Genomic DNA, 17158 nt, shown 5'->3' with positions numbered 1-17158 from the left:
TTAGACGTATTAATGATGCTAAATACTTAGCGTGGCTAGGCTTGTGATTTCTCTTTTTTGTAGTTTTCATAATCCTTTTCAAAGTCGTTTACTTTTTCAGGATTGGCGAGATATACGCGATTTTTACCCGCTCGTTTTGCACGATATAAGGCTTTATCGGCCCTTGCTAACCAGCTTTGGGATTCTTCCAGGCTTTGTATCTCGGCCACGCCAAAAGAAGCAGTTACAGTTAAGTCTTTGAGTAATTCAGTTTCTTCGATAGCCGCACGAATTTTTTCAGCTAATTCACCTGCTTTATACAAATTTGAACCATTCACAATAACCACAAATTCTTCGCCACCATAACGATAAAATTCGTCCGTTTTGCGAATCATTTTCTTAATGTATTTAGTCAGGTTTATAAGAATTTTATCTCCTTCTAAATGACCGCGTGTGTCGTTGATCATTTTGAAATCATCGATATCAAAAATGATGACCGAAACGATATTGCTGCCAGGTGCTTTGTGGCGGAAATATAAACTTTGTAATAGATCTAGGCGGTCATCCAGAGAGCGTCTATTTAATGCGCCCGTTAGACCATCGTAGTTAATTAAATTTTGTAGTCGCTCGTTCTGCTGTCTGATTTTACCTGAGACAAGGTGGCTAAATACTAAGGTAATGATAACCGTTACTATGGCACTAGCAAATTCAATGGTCGTTTTCTCAATATACATAAGTGGGAACAAGGCCAAGAGAGTTGGTATCACCAGTAGGGCAGATCGTTTGGCAGGATTGAGAAAATATACCGTCATTATTATTGGGTAGGTCCAAATAAATATAGACGAATCAATCAAGTAATTTAGCAGCACCAGGCCTGCCAGGATAAAGGCAGAAAGTGCTGTACTGGTATAAGTCGTATCCCTTGTTTTCCAGACTAAAAGTCCAATTGATGCAACGATAAATACAGCCAGAACTTCAACTAAAGCAATCGTATATTGACCATGAAAGTAACGATAGATAGCAAAAGGAAGAACTGTAGATGCCGCGACAACGGATGCTGCCATGATTAGAATTTCTTCTACTGAGCGATGAATTTTAATTTTTGGCATCAATTATTGTCTTGTGGCTTCTGACTTTAAAGTTCTGTTTGAATAGATTGTTTTTATTTTTAAAGCTATTAAATGTAATCAGGAACTAATCATTAAAGCTCATTGGAGCTAAGACAAAAAGTGAAGTTTATTAATAGCTTTCTAATCGGAATAGTATAGGTAGAGAAGTCTGAACCTATGCTTTATACAGAAGTGTTTTCTACGAAAGGTAGTTTAAGATTATCAATGCGAACTGGAATCAGTATTAAAAATTTAGTCACCCCCCTACTTATAGGCACTTTTTTAAAATGACAATAAGTAGCCATAAGTAGGGGGGTGACTAATTGAAGTTTTTGGAACTTAAGTTAAAGCCAAATAACTAGTAGATGAGATTCATCATTACAATCATTACGACGAGGAATAATAGCGTCATTATTCCGCCTGCTTTCATGAAATCAGGAACGCGATAACCACCGGGACCCATGATCAATGCATTTACCTGATGCGTAGGAATCAAGAAAGAATTAGATGTAGCTATCGCAACAGTCAACGCGAATACGGCTGGGTTAGCGCCAACACCGATTGCTATATTTACCGCAAGTGGCACCAATAATACCGTCGCACCAACATTCGACATTACTAGCGTAAAGAAGGTCGCTAAGATAGCCACTGCAGTTTGAATTACCCAAATAGGCATATGGCCAACTACTGATAGGGTTTGTTCTGCGATCCATTTGGCCGTACCACTGTGTTCAACTGCTATACCTAGAGGAATAAGACTGGCCAATAGGAAAACCGTTTTCCATGAAACCGCACGATACGCTTCATCTATATTGAGTACGCCTGTTAATATCATGCCGGTTGCTCCTGTGAGCAAAGCAATTGAAAGACGAATATCTGTAAATAACACCATGTAGAGTGAAATGAAGAAGAAGATTGCAGCAAAAGCTATCTTTTTAGGGCGTACTTCTTCATGTGGGAAATTTTTATTAATAACAACAAAATCAGATGAATTCTCGATACGCATCAACGCTTCCCAAGGCGTATAAACAACCAGGGTATCGCCCGATTGAAATGGGATGCTGCGAATATCATCGCCTTCATGTAGGGTTTCACCATTACGATGAAGTCCGATCATGGCAGTACCATAGGTTTTTCGTAACCAGACATCGCGAGCACTTTTTCCAATAAGGTTTGAGCTGGGTGGAATAAGAACTTCAGCAATTCCCGTTTTACTTGGGGATAAATCATCCGCAAACGTTTTTATGGTTTTACGTTTTTCCAGGTGATCATACTTTTGTAAGAATGCTTTTAAATCATGGCTTTCAGAGATAATGGCTAATACCATTTTGGCTTCAATTGATGTATCACGATCGATTGCGCCGGGACCAATTTGAGATGCTTGTCTAGGACGTTTTGTGGCAACCACTCGAATCTTATATTCAGTTTCAATATCATCTAAATTTTTGCCGATAAGTAAGCTTTGGTCACCAACGACAACTTCATGCAAGGTGTAGCGAAGACCATAAACGTCTTCAAAATAGCGTAAATCATCATTCTTTGAACCAGTCTCTTTTGTCGCTGGTAATACAAGCTTACCAAAAATAACAAAATAGAGAATGCCGGTAGCAACCAGAGCAAGACCTACTGGCGTTGTAGAAAATAGCGACCAGAGCTCCATTTTACTGCCTTCTGGTAATACGATGTTTGATGTTTCAATTAAATCGTTTAGCAGAATCAAAGGAGATGAGCCGACCATGGTAACCGTTCCGCCAAGAATCGCACAAAAACCCATTGGCATGAGTAAGCGCGACATAGGAATATTTGAACGTGACGAAATCTTTGAAACAACCGGTAAGAATAGGGCGGCTGCACCCACATTCTGCATAAATGATGAAATTATTGCGACTGTACTAGAGATAATCGGAATGATACGTCCTTCGGAGGTACCCCCTATATTCAGGATAAAACTGGAGACTTTAGACATTATTCCGGTTTTATCTAGACCCGCGCCAATAATCATCACCGCGATAATTGACATAACTGCATTACTGGAAAAGCCATCAAACAGATGTTTAGTATCAACCAGCCCTTCTTCTAAACCCATTATCGGCGCAAGCAAACTGGTTAGCCCTAGCAACACCATAATACTAATGGCGGCCACATCGATATCCACAATCTCAAATACAAATAGGTAGATGGTAAGCACTAGTATTACTACAACCCAGGCAATGGTAATTGTTGGTGATATAGAAGCAAGATACAAGGCTAGAAGCGCAAAAATTGCCAATGCTCCCACTTTTTTTATTATATCTTTTTTTGCAAAAGCATTATTACGTTGGGATGAGTCATCCTTTTCTTCTAGTGGCGTATCTACAGTTTGATTCATGATAATACTTTTAAAATGATGGTTGTTATATTAGTGATTACTAATAGGATAAAAAGCGCGGATAATACTCCTTATTCCTTAAGTTTAATAGGGCTTAATAAGTATTTATTTATGATTACTATGCGTTTTTACTTATAGCCTGATTGATCGTTGTTATGAATGCATAACTATCAATGAATGTTGATAAGTCAGTCATTCTAATTAAACTAAGTCACCCCTCTATTTATAGCTACTTTATAGCCACACTTTTAATGTAGCAGCAATCTCCTAACAATTGCATATAGAAAAGATATTATACTTCTAATGACTGTTGGTGAAGATACATATCACCAAAAATCTTTTGGCTAATGTCGACAAATTCTTCTGGAAGACTGTTTTTATCCATTTCTAGTGTGCGATGCAAAAGCCAATGTTCGAAACTGTCTTTTTCGCCGGCAAATAGTTCTCCACCTTGCCATCTATCCTGTGCTTCTTTAGGGTTTGCAAAGGTTGGTTTCTTATACATCGAAAAAGCACTTTTTGGAAAAAATAGCAGAGGAAAACTCAAGCCTTTCCAGTAGAAGTCTAATAACTCTTGCAGTCGTAATTTAGCATCGCTTACCGGGGTCAGTTGAAGATCAATTTCGGGGGAATACAGATAACTGTTCTTTTCACAATATAATTTTTCACAATATAAGTCATCTAAAGCATTTAAAACTAAATGCGTTAACCAGAAGCTAATGTAATCCCCTGCGAAAGGTTTAGTGACGACTTTTAATAGACGACCTTTATCCATCAGCTGATCGATATTTCCGTGTATGGAAAAGTCACCCAATTTCAGTTTGAAATGATGATTTGCGCTTTGCGCCTGATCACCGTCTTCAGGAAGATTTGCAATGAAGTTTTCAGTAATGTGTTTTTCTCTGTGATAGATTTCATCCCCAATCTGTCCATACGGTAATAAGCCTTTCGCTCTGGCTATTAATTCCTCATGATCACTTTTTTTTATTTCTTGTGTAGGGTTTTGAGACGCACGATTTTCTAATATTAGATTTCTAACTTCTCTGTCTTTAAACGACTCTAATTCGAAAGGTTCTCTAATGTTTAAACTGGGATCGTCATCAAAGGTCTGGATCGCAAATCGATGTTTCAGAAAATAACGAGCAGGGTTCTTATAGAAACTGATTAAATCTATTAAAGAAATTTCCTTGTAAGAAGCATCTGGTTCTTCAAGCGCTTGGTTGATAAAACGCTGTGAAACCAGTTCTTCATTTTTATTCAGCGAACAGTATTCTTTAGCGTAGGAATATAAAGCAGTATTAGCTTCAAGATTATTATCTTGGTCATTATCAAGGCGATTATCAAAATCATGTTCAAAATATTTTGGGCTGAAGGCTTGAAGCGGGTGTTTAGTGATGAGTGCTTCAGGCGCAATATTGGTATATATCGACAGTGTTTCCAAAAGCTCATTGACTAAAACCGACGGCGGAATATCCGAATTATCTTTAACGCTCAAGCCATTAAAACTGATGATCAGTTTCTGTCTCGCCGCTAATAGTGATTCTAAAAATAAATAACGATCTTCGTCACGTCTTGATCGGTCACCTTTTAAGGGTTTATCTGCCATTAAATCAAAACTGTGGTGTTTATCCTGACGCGGGAATTCACCATCATTCATGCCAATAAGAGAGACGACCTTGAAAGGCACGCTACGCATTGGAACTAAAGCACAGAAGGTTATGCCGTAGCCGAGATACTTTTCATTGGCAGAAATAGATTGGAGACAAGACAACAGCATTTTATTAAATACGGTATAGGGAATGGTTTGATCAAATTCGGTAAAAGTGCCTAATTCTTTAAGGCTTGAAATGGCATTGATTAATAGTTGCTGATCAGCATTTTCAGCCGTAATTGCCTGAATCAGGGTTTTCGTTTTCTCTATCCAGTCAGATACATTTAGTTCTAAAGTATTCCAGTGCTGTATTGAAAAAATACTATCGGTAAATTGCTTGAAGTTAGCCAGCATCAGCGCTTCACTGCCTTCAATATCGGTGAAAGCAAGTAACGATAATAGTCTGTCTGATTCGAATAACTTTTCTGATATTGTTGAAGATTTTGCGGATGTTGAAGATGCTGAAGAAATAGATGATAGTAAAGATTCAATATCTTCACCCAAGCTGTAACCCAGAAGTATTCGATCTAATGCATATTTCCAGGTGTGTTCTTCGCTGTAGGGGAGTTGATTCTGTTTTCTGCTGGCTGCATTGATGCCCCAGCGTATATTGGTCGCTTTAGCCAACTCACGACAAGTTGTAATCTGGTTTGAATCTAAATCAAATTTTTCGCTGATATCGGTGTAATTTAATAGCTCAAACACAGATTCAACGTCAAAACGACTGTCTGATAATGCGAATAGTTTTTCTAATGCTTCAATAATTTGAAAGACATTGAGAGCGTCTCTATCCGCAATACTGAAAGGTAAGACGGGTTCAGATGCCGAGAAAACAGCCTCTATATAAGGCGCATATTTTTCGACATCGGGCATCATCACCACAAAGTCACTGGGTGCCAGAGACTCATCAGAATCAAGTTCATTGAGTATTTGGTCATACAATACCTCAACTTCACGCATCGGTGTATGACAGGCATTGATAGCGATGCTGTTGTCTAAATGAGTGATCTGATCTGGCTTAATCGCTATTGGTTCTGCCAACTGTTCAATGTCACTTTGAAGTTTACCTAGAACGGTTTGTTGATTCGCTTCTAGTTTTAATTCATCACTATTTTCTTTGTTACTGTTTTCGAAACTTTCTTCAAAGCTGTCATAAAAGATCTCTTCAGAGTCTTGATCATAAGCCTCTTCGTAACTAGGCAGGTTTAATAATTTATCGATGAAATCTCTACCTTGTTTACCCATGCTTGCTAGCAGTGGGTTCTGTAAATCCATATAGGTTTGAGTTTCAGCGTCCATTTTGGCGATGCTTTTTTCTGATTGAATATCGCCCCAATAAATATCCAGACAAGGATTAATCAGGAAGAGATGTACATCCGTCTTTTCTCCTAATTCTCCTAACATATCGATGTAACCGGGAGACAAAGCCGACATTGAAAAGAAGGTAATTCGTTGGTCTAGTTTACTGTTATCAATAGACTGAAATGATTCTTTGAATTGATCCTGTAATGCTAGCCAATGAATTAAATTCCTATCCTGAACGCAGCGTTTCCATAGACGTGATTGCCAGTTATTATCGCTATTCCAGTCCGATGCCTCCCAGTCTCTTATCCAGTCGCTGCGGTAAAATAGATACTGATCCATTAACTGCGAAATTTCACAAGACAAGTTCCACGTAGCTAATTCATCCTGGTTTCTTTCATCACCGATATAGTGTTTTAATTCGGGGTAATGCTCAGGCGAATTAGTTAATTCACGCATGATGTGAAAACGCATGGTCTCTGGTGTGCATTGGTTTTTTTCTGGAATATCCTCAGAAACCAAACGCAATAAATGCCACATGAATTCAGCAGGGAAAAGGAATTGTGTATTAGCGCTGATACCCGAGGTATCGGCTAATTGCATGGATAACCAGCGTGCCATTCCAGCGTTTTGCACGACCACTGTTTCAGTAGCAAAAATACTGTCTAAAGGCTTTTTTATCAGCTTGGAAAACTGGTTTTTTAGTTGCTCTAACTGATTACTGGTATGGATGGTTAGCATAGCTTGGTATGATACCTTAATAATGGTATGTGAATATAGATGTGGTTTGTAGCTTGAAGACTGATTTTTGAAGATGAAATGAAGACGATAATATAGATGATGATAAAGATGATCTTTAATCTTTTGCTGAATACCTTTTGTCATCAGCCAAAAGTGCTTTTACTTTTAATCAGCTAGTATGACTGTTCAAATTATGTCTACTTTTGAAATTTTACGTTTTTATCATTTAAGTTTCAGTGATTAAACACTAAAAGCATCATGTAAATAAAAAGGAAAAGCACTACAGTTATTTATGCAAGCTCAAGAAGTTAGATTTTCTGCAGAAAAAGCTGAGGTAAAAACCACTGCTTTATCAAATCGTGTATCTATTATCAGTAAAACTGAAGAATTTTTTACGCTTCGAAATCAGTGGAATGCCATTAACGAGAGTTCGCCAAAAGGTACTGTCTTTGTTTCCTGGGAGTGGCTATATACCTGGTGGGAAACCTATGCAAAAGATGGTAATCGTCAGCTATATATTCTCACTTGCACTAACAATCGTAATCAAATCATTGGAATTGCTCCTTTCCAGATTATCAATAATCCCAAAAAATATTTCCCCTGTAGTCGCCAGTTGATACTGTTAGGAACAGGCGAAACGGATGGCAGTTATGTTTTTGGGGAATATATGGATCTGATTATTCAGCAGGGACAAGAGCAACGAGTCATAGATTGCTTTTCAAGCTTCTTGACTAAAAACAATGATCTATGGGATGGCATGAAATTCCATGAGCTATTAGAAAACTCCTATCTTTCCAGATTGTTTTCTACACAAATCAAAGATGGCTCTTTTAATATTATCAAAGAAACAAAAGAAAAAGGCTTCAGGACCTATATTGATTTACCCGAGACCTATAAAGATTACCTAATGGGTTTGCGTAAGAAAATGCGCAACAATATTACCAGGTCTTTCTCTAGACTAGAGTCTGAACAAAATTACTCGATTGATATCATAGATGATGAAGCGAAAGTAAATGAGTCTATTGAGATTCTGGCCGAGCTTAATCGTTCACGACGTGGTGATATGAAAAAACACAGCGTGTTCGAACAGGAGAATTTTGTAAAATTTCATCGTCGGGTTATTAAGCGCTTATTACCTAAAAAGCAGATCAGTTTTAAAATACTGCATTTTGGTGAACAGCCTGTGGCAGCACTTTATTCGTTTATCGATGGGGATACGATTCACCCTTACCAAAGTGGCTTCGAAACTGAAAATGGCCATCGTTATTCATTACTTACAACGATGTTAAGTAAGGAAATTGAAAGTAGTATTAATAATCCGCAGTTAACCCGTTTTAATTTCATGTACTCAGATGAAGAAGGCACATATAAGAAACGCTATTCGGGAACTACCGAGATAATGTACTCGGTATCTTATGATAAGACTGGGTTTAAATATTCTCTGTATCAGTGGATACACGGAAGTTTTAAGCAATGGGTAAAAAAGCTATTGCGCGTTTAGTTGTTTTAATTTGATGCTAATTACAAAAAATATAAAGCGTATTTAACAGAATAACTGCACTCAAATATATTTATCTTTTATTCACCAATTATTCATTCATCTATATAAGAAAAAGCCGTTCGACTGGCAATCTTCATTTTGCTCAATCCAGTTTCACTATTAGCATCTACCTTGATATCAGAAACATAGGTACTGGTGCGACTGCCTTTTTTTAGTAAGCTCAGTTTATTACACACATAATAACTAAATGATTTAAGCGCAGGCACAACACCCTGGGTATTGGTTGGCCTGTTTTTAATACCTAGTTTTTTCAGGAAGTAATAGTTTGCACCGTGCACACCGACTAAGCGGCGACTTTCGGAAGATTCATAACTACTCGTTAGAGAAACGTTAACCGTTACATTTTCAACTCGATGAGGAGAATGCTGAGGCCAGCTCACTGCTTGTCCTTCTTCTAATGATACCGAGTAGGCATGGTCATCGTACCAGCTTTGGTAGGGCATATTTTCATGGCGTTCTTGTGCAACGATTTCTTCGATATAGTTCTGTGGTGTAAAACGTTTGTCTCGCGCAGGATATACCCAGAATTTTTTAACCCCACGGATATGCCATAACATATTGGGGTCGGTATCTAAGTGATAGTAGACCTGAATACCAGGTGAAGAAATCAATAGGGCATTAAATGCATTTCGCAAATTATGAATATGCGGACAATTTGCACTGATCTTTGTATACATCTCTTCGATTAATTTACCGTAGTGTTTATCGTACTTATCGATATTCACCGCATTGATCCAGATACGCCCTTTTTTCAAGGCCTGCATAATCTCAGTACCATTGCTTTCCGCAATATGCACCGGCGTCCATTCATTATGATTTTCTGGATTGGTGCCCATGGTATAACATTGCAACCAGGTTCTTGGATAGTCATCCAGAAGTTTGATTAAGGATTCATCACTGAATAATTCTGACTTATGATATTCATGTTTCAGCAGTTGTATTTCACGGCTAAAATTTTTGTATTCTTCATCGCTCCAGTCAAAACCGTCCGTACTATTTGTCGAAGAAATAGTAACTGGAGAATCACTTAGTTGCGAATCACTGATTCGAGAATCCGGTAACTCAGCATCACGGTGAAGTTGGTGTGAAATGTCTGTCATTGCTACTTAATTAAAATCCTTTTATAAGTAAACAGCATAATGTTTGTAAAAATGTTTAACCAGTCAGTCTGTCACCAAAACAATCTAGATAATCCGCTTAACGCTAAACAGCTACCAGTTAAAATAACCCTTATAAGTAGGGGGGTGTCATTTTAATAAATCATAAACCAATTGTACCCAATAGCTTGCCCCATCTGCTGATACTGCATCATTAAAGTCGTATTGAGTATTATGTAACATACAACCGCCGGCGAGTTCATCTTTAGGCACTTCGCCATTTCCAATCCAGATGTATGCGCCTTCGCTAGCGTTGAGTATAAAAGAGAAATCTTCTGCACCCATACTGGGCGGAAGCGTCCGAACGACATTTTCTTCGCCAACTATTCTAGCGGCAGATTCGGCACACAATTGGGCATGCTTGGGGGTATTAATAGTAGCCGGATAACCTGGCTCGATATGAAGCGAACCTGTTGCACCCATTGCGGCACAAGTGTTTTCGACGACTTCTTTCATTCTTTGTTTCAACATTACACCAACGTCAGGATTAAAATGACGCAGGGTACCCGTCAACTTCATTTCGTTCGGTATTACATTAGAAATACTCCCAGCTTCGACGATTGTAATACTAATAACGGCCGTTTCTACTGGGGGTACATTTCTTGAAACTACAGACTGTAAAGCGGTAATTACATGCGCGCCTGCCAATACCGGATCAATGACTTGATCTGGCATGGCTGCATGACCACCTTTGCCGGTAATGGTAATGTTAATCTGATCCACTGCGGCCATTACATTGGTATCGTGTACCGCAAATTTACCCGCAGCAAGTCCAGGCCAATTGTGCATGCCATAAACAGAATCACAGGGGAATAAATCGAAAAGTCCTTCCTCGACCATAAATTTACCGCCACAACCGCCTTCTTCAGCTGGCTGAAAGATAAAGTGTACGGTTCCAGCAAAATCATTGTGCTGTTTTAAGTAAACCGCAGCACCCAGTAACATGGTGCTATGACCATCGTGACCGCAGGCGTGCATTTTTCCATCGTGTTGCGATTTATGCGCAAACTCATTGAGTTCTTGAATGGGTAATGCATCCATATCAGCGCGTAAACCAATACTACCGCCTGCTTTCTTACCTTTTATAGTCGCAACGATGCCTGTTTTGGCTAAGCCACGATGGTGTTCTATATCGTTGCCTTCCAGAACGGAAGCGATGTAATCACTGGTTAATAACTCATTAAAACTAAGCTCTGGGTGTTGGTGCAACCAATGCCTCCACGAAGTCATTTGATGGTGAAGTTCTGAGTCTTTTACGATTGATGACATTCTATTAACCTATCTATTTACGTATAATTGATAATTTGCTATTAACGCTGGCTAGCGATAATCAAAAAATTCTAATCTATCCAGCCGATTTCTTTTGCTGTTTTTGTCCCAATAACGACTTTAGCCAATGAATCTGGCATTTTAATTTCAGATCGAGATACAGCAATTTGGCCGCCCATAATTTCAGCGAGTGCTTGAGGATGTAATGGCTCTCGTGAAGGTTCTGCATAACCTTCTGGATATATGGGTAACCCAGAGTGTAGATCATATTTATCAGTTGCACCTAGTGTATGAAAAAGCTCGTGCATGATGACTACATTATTTTGACCATTGTATTTCTTATCTGCAAACAAATGATTAATTGCAATCTTGGCTTTCTTCAAGCCGGTGGAATGTTTGAGTGCTTTATGGTCTTCAGGATCATAAAACAAGGCATAAGAACGAATCTGTGGTTTGATACCTTCGTAGTTATCTTCATTCCATGCCCAGTAACGTAACTTTATACTCCACCACATAACTTTTAACATGCTTCTATTTTCAGGTAACTTAGGTGGAAGCGATTTAATCTCTGGCGCTAATTTTATGCTTACGGGTATAGAAAAGTCCTTATTGAAGTTATTACCTAATTCAACCAGAGTATCGTTAATTATTTCGTAATTAGACTCTTCAATTTGAGCAATATAATCAGCACTAGCTTCGCTTCCATCAGCATTAATAGGATAGATTACAACTCGCAAAGAACGTTTCCAATCTGTTGCCCGTTGGTCAGTTAAAAACGTATCAAACCCGACATAAGCAAGAATGAGCAAGAGAATGGTGATTCTTATTGTTTTAAAATTCATGAATAGCGAGTTTTTAGCATAAATGTCAGCCACGAGTTATTTATCAATAGAAACAGTTTAAGTGATGTTACGCAGTAATTGTAAAAAAACGGGAGATGTTCGTGTTAATTAAATACCAAAAGTAGAACTTCAGATAATGTGCTTTTAACAATTATCTTTAGCTTATCTATCAATTGCATTGCCAAATATTTTTTTACACCTAATAAGAATCAATTAGTTAGCAGCTATACAAATCATTATCGTACAAAAGTGTTAAATAAGTCACAGAAATAATATTCTCCGCTCGTATGCTGTTCGATTACATATCCACTATTTCAAAAAATAAAAATACTCAGGATACGTAATTCAATCTAACTCTAAGCGAGGAGTCGTTCAAATGTCTGATAATCATGGTATGCATACACTCGATGGAATCGATGCTTTTTGTTCTCCATTTCATCATAGAAGTCCAGGCGAAAGTTTTGGCAGAATGTTTAATTTACCCCCTTTAAGTACTTATCCTGGTTCATTAAAAGAACTAGGCAAACAAGGTGGGCCAATGGATGGTGGTACAAACTCCAACCGTACCAGTACTGTAGCAGTAGGTGACGTGTTTTTTGGCCAATTCATAGATCACGATATTACCCTTGATGTAATGTCGAGTTTGTCTTCAACAACTGATGTGACTCAGCTGCATAATGCTAGAAGCCCATCACTTGATCTGGATAATATTTATGGAAATGGACCTGAAGCACAACCCTACCTATATTCATCTCAAGGAAATTTCTCAGGAATTAAGTTGCTGACAGGCGCTGACTTGGCTAACCCTACACAGCTAGAAGCTGCAGATTTAGTCAGATCTATTCACGGTCGTGCAATTATAGGTGATCCAAGAAATGATGAAAATCGCGTCATTTCGCAGTTACAACTGGCGATGATTAATTTTCATAATCATGTTGTTGATCATTTATCGGCTGACTATTCTGGTGCTGAGTTATACGAGCATTCGCGTGAATACACAACTTGGCATTATCAGTGGGTAGTAGTTCATGATTTTTTAGTGAAAATGTGCGGTGGTGCCGTGGTGAATGATATTTTAGGCAGTGGCTGTAAATATTACAAAGCACAATTTGGTGATGCGTATATTCCGATTGAGTTTTCAGTGGCAGCTTACCGTTTTGGCCATTCAATGATTCCTCAGAAAATTCAGATACAGAAAAATGATTCTGCGCTGGAATTGTTTGGTGCATTGCTTGGTAGAGGGTTTGAGCCATTGAGCGACGCCAGAGGTATTGTAGACTGGTTAGAAATAGTCCACAGCAATGCTGGTAGAAATGTGCAAATGGCTGAAAAGCTCGACACCAAACTAGCAACAGATTTATTGAAGCTACCTTTTATTGCCAGTACCAGTGAACAATCGTTAGCTACCCGAAATTTATTACGTGGTCAAAGTTTTCTGCTGCCTTCTGGTGAAAATATTGCACAAGCAATGCAGAGACCTCAGGTAGAAATCGATAGCGTTAGCAGTAATGCTCAAACAGTAGCTGGCAATAATGTAGATTTATCAACGGGTACGCCATTATGGTTTTATCTTTTATCTGAAGCAGAACAAATAGGTAGAGAAACAAGTACGGGTACTTTTGATAAAGGAGAAGGACTCGGCCCAGTGGGTGCTCGTATAGTTGCTGAAACTTTGATTGGTTTGATGGAAGCAGATTCAAGGTCGTATATGACTGTGAATAGAAACTGGGAGCCAAGTGATGGAGTGAACGTTTCTACACTGGGTGAGATGCTATCTTTTTAGTGGGATTTAATGAGTAGCTATGATAAAAGAAACACCTTTCTACATGTAGGACTATGGTTTGTCTATTTGTAAAACTGCCTATAAGTAGGGGGGTGTGAATTCAATCCTTAGAACGGAGGATTTTATGAGTCAATTCACAGAAGCACTTATTGTCACCCCACTTGCGGATGGTAAGTCATGGATAATATATAAAGATTTTTTCTACGATGTCGGCGCCGAAGATAGCGGCGATAGAATTCAAGTTGATCTAGGATTTGTTACTGATTTTGCATCCGTACCTCGTTTGTTGTGGTGGGCATTGCCTAAATGGGGTGTCTACGGGAATGCTAGCGTCATCCACGATTGGTTGTACTGGACACAGAAACGAAGCCGTTTGCAATCAGATAATATCATGCTGGAAGCGATGACTGTTTTAGAAGTTCAGCCGATCATAAAGAAACTGATTTATTTAGCGATAAGAAGTTTTGGTTGGTGGGCATGGGCAAGAAACTCATGGGATAGAGAAGCGGGTTTAAATAGGGTTGCTAAAGATCATATTATTGATCATGAAACTAAAAGTAATCGTCCGGGTATTCTTAAAAGAACAATGGAACAAGTTATACCAAATAAGGTTAAGTCTGAGAAAAGCATTGATGAAAGTGTAATTGATAAAAACGGAAGCGATGAACAAAACCTTAAAAAGTCAGTGAGCAAAGCAATAAAAAATGACAAAGAGTAAATTTCAGATGCCTGATATTTAACAATTTAAGAAATTGTCGAAAAATAAACTTCATTGATACTGTAATTTACAGCAACTTATCTTATATTCTGTTTATATTTAAGGATATTAATCCACACTAATATTCAGTTTAAACTAATTAGTGTAATATCCACGCCACTTACGAAATTTACAGTTCTGGTAAATCTCAAACACCCAATAAAAATAGACAGTTTTAGGAGATACATACATGTCGGAAGTTACACGCGAGCAAGTAGATGCAGTCTTACAAAGCATTCAAGAGCGCTATCTAGAAAAAGATCTAGTTGCTGCAAATATTGTTAAAGATGTTGATATTAAAGGTGATACGGTTTTTGTTCGTCTAGAGCAAAACTACCCGGCTGGTGGTTACAGAGATGAATTGGCTGATGAAGTTAAAGCTAAATTAGAAGCCGAGGCTGGTATCTCAAAAGCTGAAGTCACTGTTGAACAAAAAATAGCAGCACATACGGTGCAAAAGAGTCTTAAGCGAATCGAAGGTATCAAAAATATAATCGCTGTGGCGTCTGGTAAAGGTGGTGTGGGTAAATCGACCACTTCTGTGAATATTGCATTAGCACTGGCTGCGGATGGCGCATCGGTAGGTATGTTAGATGCTGATATTTATGGGCCAAGTCAGCCACGTATGCTGGGTATTTCTGGTCAGCCTGAATCTCCAGATGGAAAAACACTTGAGCCTATGGTGAATTACGATATCAAAGCGATGTCGATTGGTTTTCTAGTTGAAGAAGATACGCCAATGATCTGGCGTGGTCCGATGGTTACTCAGGCACTTGAGCAATTACTAAATGATACAAACTGGGGTGAGCTGGATTACCTGATTGTTGATCTTCCTCCTGGAACGGGTGACACACAGCTAACCTTATCGCAGAAAATCCCTGTGAGTGGTGCTGTAATCGTGACTACGCCTCAAGACATTGCATTGCTGGATGCGCGTAAGGGTCTAAAAATGTTTGAGAAAGTGGAAGTGCCTGTTCTTGGTGTGGTCGAGAATATGAGCATTCACATTTGTAGCGAATGTGGTCATGCTGAACATATCTTTGGCGAAGGCGGCGGTAAACGTATGGCGGATGAGTCAGATGTTGATTATCTTGGTGCATTGCCTTTGGATTACACAATTTGTCAGCAAGCTGATGAAGGTAGACCGACGGTTGTTGCTGATCCTGATGGAAAGATTTCCGAGTTGTACAAAGAAATCTCTCGTAAAATGTCAGCTAGACTAGCGTCTAAGGGTAAAGATTACAGTACTAAGTTCCCGAATATCGTTATTCAAAATACTTAATAGTGAGTTTACATTTAGCTTAGAAGCGACTGTTTAGCAGTCGTTTGCTAGCTGTTTGTTTCGAAATGCCCCATAAGGTTTCTTATGGGGCATTTTTGTTTTAATATAACGCTGATTTTTAAGCATTTATGATCTATTTATAGATCCATTCTTATCATTTTATTATCAATAATAAAGGGCCTACAAAATAATGAGAAAAACTCACCCCCCCACTTATAGCCACTTTTTTAGCCAGTCTATTTACGCTAAGCTTTTAGTCGTGGTACTTGCCGCTTTTCTTTCAGCATGTTCATCTGGTGGTATCAAAGGCTTTGTCGAACAGCCAACCATTCAAGTACACAAAGTAGAGATGGGAAATTTCAGTCTAAGTGGCGGTAGTGCTACTTTTGTTTTAGATATTCAGAATCCAAATAGCTTTGCTATTCCATTAACTGGTCTGGATTACGGTTTACGTCTAAATGGTGTTCAAGTCGCTGAAGGCAATAAATCAGAGCGTGTCACTATTGGTGCAAAACAAAGCCAAAAGTTAGAAATTCCATTACAATTCAGTTTTAGTAATATGCTGAATATGTTGCCAGGTTTATTACGGAATCGAAGTGTAAATTATGACCTTGGTGGATCAATCCATTTACCTTGGTTTAAGATACCTTTCAATCGCGCCGGTAGCAGCATTATCCAGTAATATCCAGTAAAAGGGTTATATTCCCTCACTATAACTATTAATCAAGTAGAGAACTTATGAGTATAAAGTCTGATAAATGGATCCGCAGAATGTCGGAACAGCAAGGCATGATTGAGCCGTTCGAAACGGGTCAGGTGCGTGAGAAAGATAACCAGAAGATCGTTTCTTACGGAACATCAAGTTATGGTTATGATGTACGTTGTGCGGATGAGTTTAAGATATTTACCAATATCAATTCAGCGATTGTAGATCCAAAGGCGTTTGATGAAGACAGCTTTGTTGATATCCAATCAGACGTTTGTATTATTCCGCCGAACTCATTTGCATTGGCACGTACTGTTGAATATTTCAGGATTCCAAGAAGTGTGTTGACGGTGTGTCTGGGTAAATCAACCTACGCGCGTTGCGGTATTATCGTGAATGTAACGCCTTTAGAACCAGAATGGGAAGGACACGTAACCCTGGAATTCTCAAATACATCACCACTCCCTGCGAAGATTTACGCCAATGAAGGTGTAGCACAAATGTTGTTTTTTGAATCCGATGAAATTTGTGAAACATCTTACAAAGATCGTGGTGGAAAATATCAAGGTCAGCAAGGCGTTACATTACCTAAGACTTAATAGTTGTACTGGTAGTTGATGTAGTGCTGATATTGTTGAATTAGTTATTTAA

At 38.6% G+C, this 17158-nt stretch carries 12 protein-coding genes; 6 read left to right on the top strand and 6 right to left on the bottom strand.

Annotated features, from left to right (window positions below; translation table 11 throughout):
- Nucleotides 1–35 precede the first annotated feature (35 nt).
- From Q1A31_RS10040 to recC, 3 genes are all read right to left on the bottom strand, one after another.
- Nucleotides 36–1088 (bottom strand): GGDEF domain-containing protein, encoded by a 1053-nt coding sequence (locus tag Q1A31_RS10040; protein ID WP_299875936.1) that lies wholly within the window; start codon nucleotides 1086–1088, stop codon nucleotides 36–38.
- A gap of 358 nt (nucleotides 1089–1446) precedes the next feature.
- Nucleotides 1447–3456 carry an SLC13 family permease gene (locus Q1A31_RS10035; RefSeq protein ID WP_299875934.1) on the bottom strand — a complete coding sequence of 670 codons (2010 nt, stop codon included), beginning with the start codon at nucleotides 3454–3456 and terminating at the stop codon, nucleotides 1447–1449.
- Between the two features lie 292 nt (nucleotides 3457–3748).
- On the bottom strand, nucleotides 3749–7150 hold the full coding sequence (gene recC, locus Q1A31_RS10030) for an exodeoxyribonuclease V subunit gamma (RefSeq protein ID WP_299875932.1): 3402 nt from the start codon (nucleotides 7148–7150) through the stop codon (nucleotides 3749–3751).
- 292 nt (nucleotides 7151–7442) lie between these two features.
- On the opposite strand from recC, the gene Q1A31_RS10025 reads away from it, so the two are divergent.
- Nucleotides 7443–8651, top strand: a complete 1209-nt coding sequence (locus Q1A31_RS10025) for a GNAT family N-acetyltransferase (protein WP_299875930.1) — start codon at nucleotides 7443–7445, stop codon at nucleotides 8649–8651.
- 92 nt (nucleotides 8652–8743) lie between these two features.
- On the opposite strand, the gene Q1A31_RS10020 is transcribed toward Q1A31_RS10025, so the two are convergent.
- The 3 genes from Q1A31_RS10020 to Q1A31_RS10010 form a co-directional block, all read right to left on the bottom strand.
- Nucleotides 8744–9811, bottom strand: a complete 1068-nt coding sequence (locus Q1A31_RS10020; protein WP_299875928.1) for a hypothetical protein — start codon at nucleotides 9809–9811, stop codon at nucleotides 8744–8746.
- 147 nt (nucleotides 9812–9958) lie between these two features.
- Nucleotides 9959–11137, bottom strand: coding sequence for a M20 aminoacylase family protein (locus Q1A31_RS10015; protein WP_299875926.1), 1179 nt, complete (start codon nucleotides 11135–11137; stop codon nucleotides 9959–9961).
- 71 nt (nucleotides 11138–11208) lie between these two features.
- Nucleotides 11209–11979, bottom strand: coding sequence for a hypothetical protein (locus Q1A31_RS10010; RefSeq protein ID WP_299875925.1), 771 nt, complete (start codon nucleotides 11977–11979; stop codon nucleotides 11209–11211).
- A gap of 376 nt (nucleotides 11980–12355) precedes the next feature.
- Here Q1A31_RS10010 and Q1A31_RS10005 point away from each other — a divergent pair, with 376 nt between their 5' ends.
- From Q1A31_RS10005 to dcd, 5 genes are all read left to right on the top strand, one after another.
- Nucleotides 12356–13762 carry a heme peroxidase family protein gene (locus Q1A31_RS10005; RefSeq protein WP_299875923.1) on the top strand — a complete coding sequence of 469 codons (1407 nt, stop codon included), beginning with the start codon at nucleotides 12356–12358 and terminating at the stop codon, nucleotides 13760–13762.
- 124 nt (nucleotides 13763–13886) lie between these two features.
- Complete coding sequence (locus Q1A31_RS10000) at nucleotides 13887–14480, top strand: DUF1353 domain-containing protein (RefSeq protein WP_299875921.1); 594 nt, start codon at nucleotides 13887–13889, stop codon at nucleotides 14478–14480.
- Between the two features lie 229 nt (nucleotides 14481–14709).
- Complete coding sequence (gene apbC / locus Q1A31_RS09995) at nucleotides 14710–15801, top strand: iron-sulfur cluster carrier protein ApbC (protein ID WP_299875919.1); 1092 nt, start codon at nucleotides 14710–14712, stop codon at nucleotides 15799–15801.
- 190 nt (nucleotides 15802–15991) lie between these two features.
- The gene (locus Q1A31_RS09990) at nucleotides 15992–16483 is read left to right on the top strand and encodes an LEA type 2 family protein (protein WP_299875917.1); all 492 of its coding nucleotides are present in this window, start codon (nucleotides 15992–15994) and stop codon (nucleotides 16481–16483) included.
- Between the two features lie 56 nt (nucleotides 16484–16539).
- A complete protein-coding gene (gene dcd, locus Q1A31_RS09985; RefSeq protein ID WP_299875915.1) occupies nucleotides 16540–17106 on the top strand; it encodes a dCTP deaminase in 567 nt (188 codons plus the stop codon).
- The last annotated feature ends 52 nt before the right edge of the window (nucleotides 17107–17158 follow it).

This window comes from uncultured Cocleimonas sp., from assembly GCF_947495625.1.
In the GTDB taxonomy this organism is placed as follows: Bacteria; Pseudomonadota; Gammaproteobacteria; order Thiotrichales; family Thiotrichaceae; genus Cocleimonas.
This window is presented reverse-complemented; position numbering and strand designations above follow the sequence as displayed.